Genomic DNA, 4,462 nt, shown 5'->3' with positions numbered 1-4,462 from the left:
CACATTCACGTGGCCGGCATTGGCTGCAGGTGGCCGACTTTGTCGCGCCCTGTGTCCCTACCGGTCTGGCCGCCGGGCGCGTCGGCAACTTTATCAATGGGGAACTGTGGGGCAGGGTGGCCAGCCCCGAACTGCCGTGGGGCATGGTGTTCAGGGGCGCGGGTGAGTTGCCGCGCCACCCATCGCAGGTCTACCAGTTTTTGCTGGAAGGCTTGCTGCTGTTCGTGTTGCTCTGGCTGTATGCCATCAAGGCGCGCGCGCGCGGGCAGGTGGCTGCCATGTTCCTGCTGGGTTATGGCCTGTTCAGGTTCATTGCCGAATTTTTTCGCGAACCAGACGCCCACCTGGGCTTGTTGTCGCTCGGTATGAGCATGGGCCAATGGCTGTGTCTGCCGATGATGGTGGGTGGCCTGGGCTTGTGGTGGTGGGCAGGCGCGCAGCCCCAGCGACTTGGCAAATAACTTCAGACACAACATGCCATCAAGCATCAAGTTCGAACAAGTGGCCGGGGTGGCGCATGTCACGCTGAGTTATCCCAAGCGCTTCAACGCGATGTCGCGTGCGATGTGGCGCGATTTGCGGGCCGTGTTTGAGCGCATCCAGGGCATGACCGAGCTGCGCTGTGTGCTGGTGTCAGGCGAAGGTGCCCATTTTTGTGCCGGTGGCGACATTTCGGAATACCCCGATTTCAGGTTCCAGGAACCTTCGTTGCGCGCCTTCCACGAAGACGCAGTGTGGGGTGCCCTGAGCGCAATGCTGGCGTGTGATGTGCCGATGGTGGCGCGGATCGAGGGCAATTGCATGGGAGCAGGCGTCGAGATCGCAGCTTGTTGCGATGTCCGTCTGGCCGCAGAATCAGCCCGCTTTGGCGCTCCCATTGCCCGGCTTGGATTTCCGATGGCACCGCGTGAAGCCGCACTGGTCGCACGAGAGGCGGGGCTGAGCACGGTTCGCCAGATGCTGCTCGAAGCTGCGGTTTTCGGCGCACCTGACATGTTGCAGCGCGGGTTTTTAAGTCGGGTCGTCGCAGATGTGGCGCTCAGCAAGCTGGCACAGGCCAGCGTGCAGCGCATCTGCCTGTTGGCACCCCAAGCGGCGCGGCAGAACAAACAAACCTTGCGTGCGCTCATGCATGACCAGTTGCCTGCGTTGTTGGTCTCGGCTTACGACTATGCTGACGGCGTTGAGCAGCGCGAGGGCATCAATGCCTTTCTGGAAAAACGACCACCGGCGTTTTGAGATATCGCAGCGCCAAACCACCCAGATTTACTGGAAAAATCGAGGAAACCACCGTGTCTGAAGTCTCTGTCAATCTTTACGCGCACTTGCGCCAGGCATTTCCCGCTGACCTTGACACCGCCGCCGTTGAAACCGATGCGGGTCAGTGTTACAGCTGGCGTGATCTGGAGCGTGGCACCGCCATGTTGGCCAATTTTTTGCAGTCACTGAACTTGCCAGAAGGCGCGCGCATTGCCGTGCAGGTTGAAAAGTCGGTGGAGGCGCTGATGCTTTACTTGGCCACGCTGCGTGCCGGTTTTGTTTTTTTGCCGCTCAACACGGCTTACCAAAGTGCAGAAATTGACTATTTTCTTGGCAATGCTGAACCTGCCGTGGTGGTTTGCAGTGGACAAAACTTTGGCTGGGTCAGCACGCTGGCATTCAAGGCGGGCACGCGCTGGGTCTTGACCCTGAATGACGACCGTACCGGCACCCTGCTGGAGCGTGCTGCCCCTGCATCGGATCAGCATGTCGTGGCCGCCAAAAAGGCCGACGACCTGGCGGTAATCATTTACACCAGCGGTACCACGGGTCGCTCCAAAGGTGCCATGTTGACGCACGGCAATATGCTTAGCAACGCGTTGGTACTGAAAGAGGTTTGGGGCTGGCGCAGCCCGGATCAAGGCGGTGATGTGCTGATTCATGCCCTGCCCATTTTTCATGTGCATGGCTTGTTTGTGGCGATTCATGGCGCGCTAATCAACGGAAGCAAGATGATTTGGCTGGCGAAATTTGATTCCAAGGTGGTGCTGCAACATTTGCCACGGGCGACTGTGTTCATGGGCGTCCCCACCTTGTACGTACGCCTGTTGGCTGAGCCGGGTCTGAACCTGCGTGCAGTGCAGCACATGCGGCTTTTTGTTTCGGGCTCTGCGCCTCTGTTGCTCGATACCTTCAAAGCTTGGCAGGAGCGCAGTGGCCACACCATTCTGGAGCGTTATGGCATGAGTGAGACGGTCATGCTTACCTCCAACCCCTACCGGGGTGAGCGCCGTGGTGGTACCGTCGGCATGCCGCTGCCAGGGGTTCTCTTACGCGTGGTCGACGCGCAGGGCACCGAGCTGGCACCAGGTGAGATTGGCGACATTCAGGTGCAAGGCCCCAACGTGTTTACTGGCTACTGGCGCATGCCCGAAAAAACTGCAGAAGAATTTACCAGTGACGGTTTTTTCAAGACAGGTGACGTGGGCAAAGTGGATGAAAAGGGCTATGTGAGCATAGTCGGTCGCAGCAAGGACCTGATCATCAGTGGTGGCTACAACGTGTATCCGGCTGAGCTCGAGAGTTTCATCAACGACTTGCCCGGTGTGGCCGAGAGTGCTGTAGTTGGTGTGCCGCATGCCGATTTTGGCGAAGTGGGTGTGGCTGTGGTGGTGCCGCGACCAGGGGCGCAATTGGATCCAGCAAAAATTTTGGCAGATCTGAAAGCCTGTGTGGCCAACTACAAGGTGCCAAAACAATGCCATGTAATGGCCGATTTACCGCGAAACGCCATGGGTAAGGTGCAAAAGAATATCCTGCGGGAATGCTTTAACAAGGTATAAATCCGTTAGTATTTTGTCGATCAATTGCAGGAGAGGGCATGCATGTAGTTCAGACTGTTTTTCGGGATGAGTCCCAGCTGACGCAAGATTTTTCCTTGCTTCAATCCTGCTCGCCTCAGCTGCTGCTGGTGTTTGGCTCCGGCAGGTGGCTGAAAAAGCTGATGCAACCGCTGGCAGACGGATTTTCACAGGCTGTCAGGCTGGGGTGCAGCACAGCGGGCGAAATTTCCAAATTGGGAGTCACCGCAGGTTCTTGTGTGGTGACCGCAATTCACTTCGATGCAACCGAGGTGCACTCGGCCTCAACCGCCCTGTCTTCGATGGAGGATTCCTGTGCCGCTGGCATGCGTTTGGCAACGCAGATGCCCGCCCCTGGTCTGCGTGCTGTATTGGTGTTGGGTCAAGGTCTCGCCATCAACGGCAGCGCTTTGATTACCGGGCTAAATCAGGTGCTGGCGCCGTCGGTGCTGATTTTTGGAGGTCTGGCGGGTGATGACGCGGCGTTCATGGAAACTTGGGTACTGGACAATGCGGGGGTTCACAACAATCGCGTCACATGTGTCGGGCTGTATGGCGAAGCTTTGGCATTGGCGCATGGGACCGGAGGCGGCTGGGAGCCGTTTGGTCCGGCCCGAAAAGTAACCCGAAGCATGAACAATGTGCTTTTTGAACTTGACGGCGAACCCGCCTTGGATGTGTACCGGCGTTATCTGGGTGAACACGCAGCAAACTTGCCGGCGTCCGGTTTGCTTTTCCCCTTCGATATGTTGGCAAGCGACCAGTCTGAAGTCGGTTTGATTCGCACCATTTTGGCGGTAGACAAGGTGCAAGGCAGCCTGACGCTTGCTGGCGAGATAGAGCCAGGGGGCTATTTGCGACTCATGCATGCGAGCACCAACGCTTTGGTCGATGGCGCTGAAGCGGCAGCACATGGGGCTTCCATAGCGCTGGCATCGGGACACCACAAGCTTGCCTTGCTGGTCAGTTGTGTTGGTCGCAAATTGGTGATGGGCGGCCGGGTCGAAGAAGAGGTGGAGGCCGTGGCCGACGTATTCCAGACGGGCAGTGTGTTGACCGGGTTTTATTCGTATGGCGAAATCAGCCCCTTCACCGGGGACACAGCCTGTAAGTTGCACAATCAGACCATGACGATCACCCACCTTGCCGAGCGACCCCAAGGCGCTTGAAAGTGAAGTACCCGCACCATGCATAAATTGTTATCTCGCCAAATCAAACGATTACTGGGAGAGGACGATGGCCAGCTGCCCGCTGCCCTGGATGAGCTCGGACAATTGGCGAGTACGCCTGGCATTTCAAAAATGACCGCTGGTTTGTTGTCTTGCCTGGGTCATTTTTTGAGCCAGGTTGAAGAGGCATATGCGCAAAATGATCGGGATTTGGACCTTAAAACCCGGAGTTTGCAGATCAGTTCAATTGAGTTGTCGCATACCAATGATCGCTTGCGCCAGGAGTTGGAGAGCCGTACCCGCGCGATTGATTCTTTGCGACAGACTGCCGCCAGTTTGATGCAGTCCATGGACACTGAGTTGCCGGAGCTGCGAGATGACAACCTCGAATCCTTGTCCAATCTGATGTCCGAATTGGCGCAACAGCGGGAAATGAGCGAACGGGACTTACAA

The 4,462-nt window shown here is 57.1% G+C and carries 5 protein-coding genes; all 5 read left to right on the top strand.

The window, feature by feature from the left end:
• The coding region (gene lgt / locus PHQ58_RS23320; RefSeq protein WP_300116238.1) for a prolipoprotein diacylglyceryl transferase at nt 1-461 on the top strand (461 nt) is incomplete at its 5' end.
• Nucleotides 462-474: 13 nt separating this feature from the next.
• On the top strand, nt 475-1,239 hold the full coding sequence (locus PHQ58_RS23315; protein WP_300116235.1) for an enoyl-CoA hydratase/isomerase family protein: 765 nt from the start codon (nt 475-477) through the stop codon (nt 1,237-1,239).
• A 53-nt stretch (nt 1,240-1,292) separates the two neighbouring features.
• Nucleotides 1,293-2,822: a malonyl-CoA synthase gene (locus PHQ58_RS23310; protein WP_300116232.1), complete on the top strand. Its 1,530-nt coding sequence runs from the start codon at nt 1,293-1,295 to the stop codon at nt 2,820-2,822.
• A gap of 38 nt (nt 2,823-2,860) precedes the next feature.
• Entirely contained in the window at nt 2,861-4,009 is a 1,149-nt protein-coding gene (locus tag PHQ58_RS23305) for an FIST N-terminal domain-containing protein (protein ID WP_300116228.1), read from the top strand.
• Nucleotides 4,010-4,027: 18 nt separating this feature from the next.
• A partial coding sequence (locus tag PHQ58_RS23300) for a hypothetical protein (protein ID WP_300116226.1) occupies nt 4,028-4,462 on the top strand: 435 nt, incomplete at its 3' end.

The organism is Rhodoferax sp., from assembly GCF_028688795.1.
Lineage (GTDB): Bacteria > Pseudomonadota > Gammaproteobacteria > Burkholderiales > Burkholderiaceae_C > Rhodoferax.
Note: the sequence above shows the minus strand (reverse complement) of the source record. Positions and strands in the feature narration are given on the sequence as shown.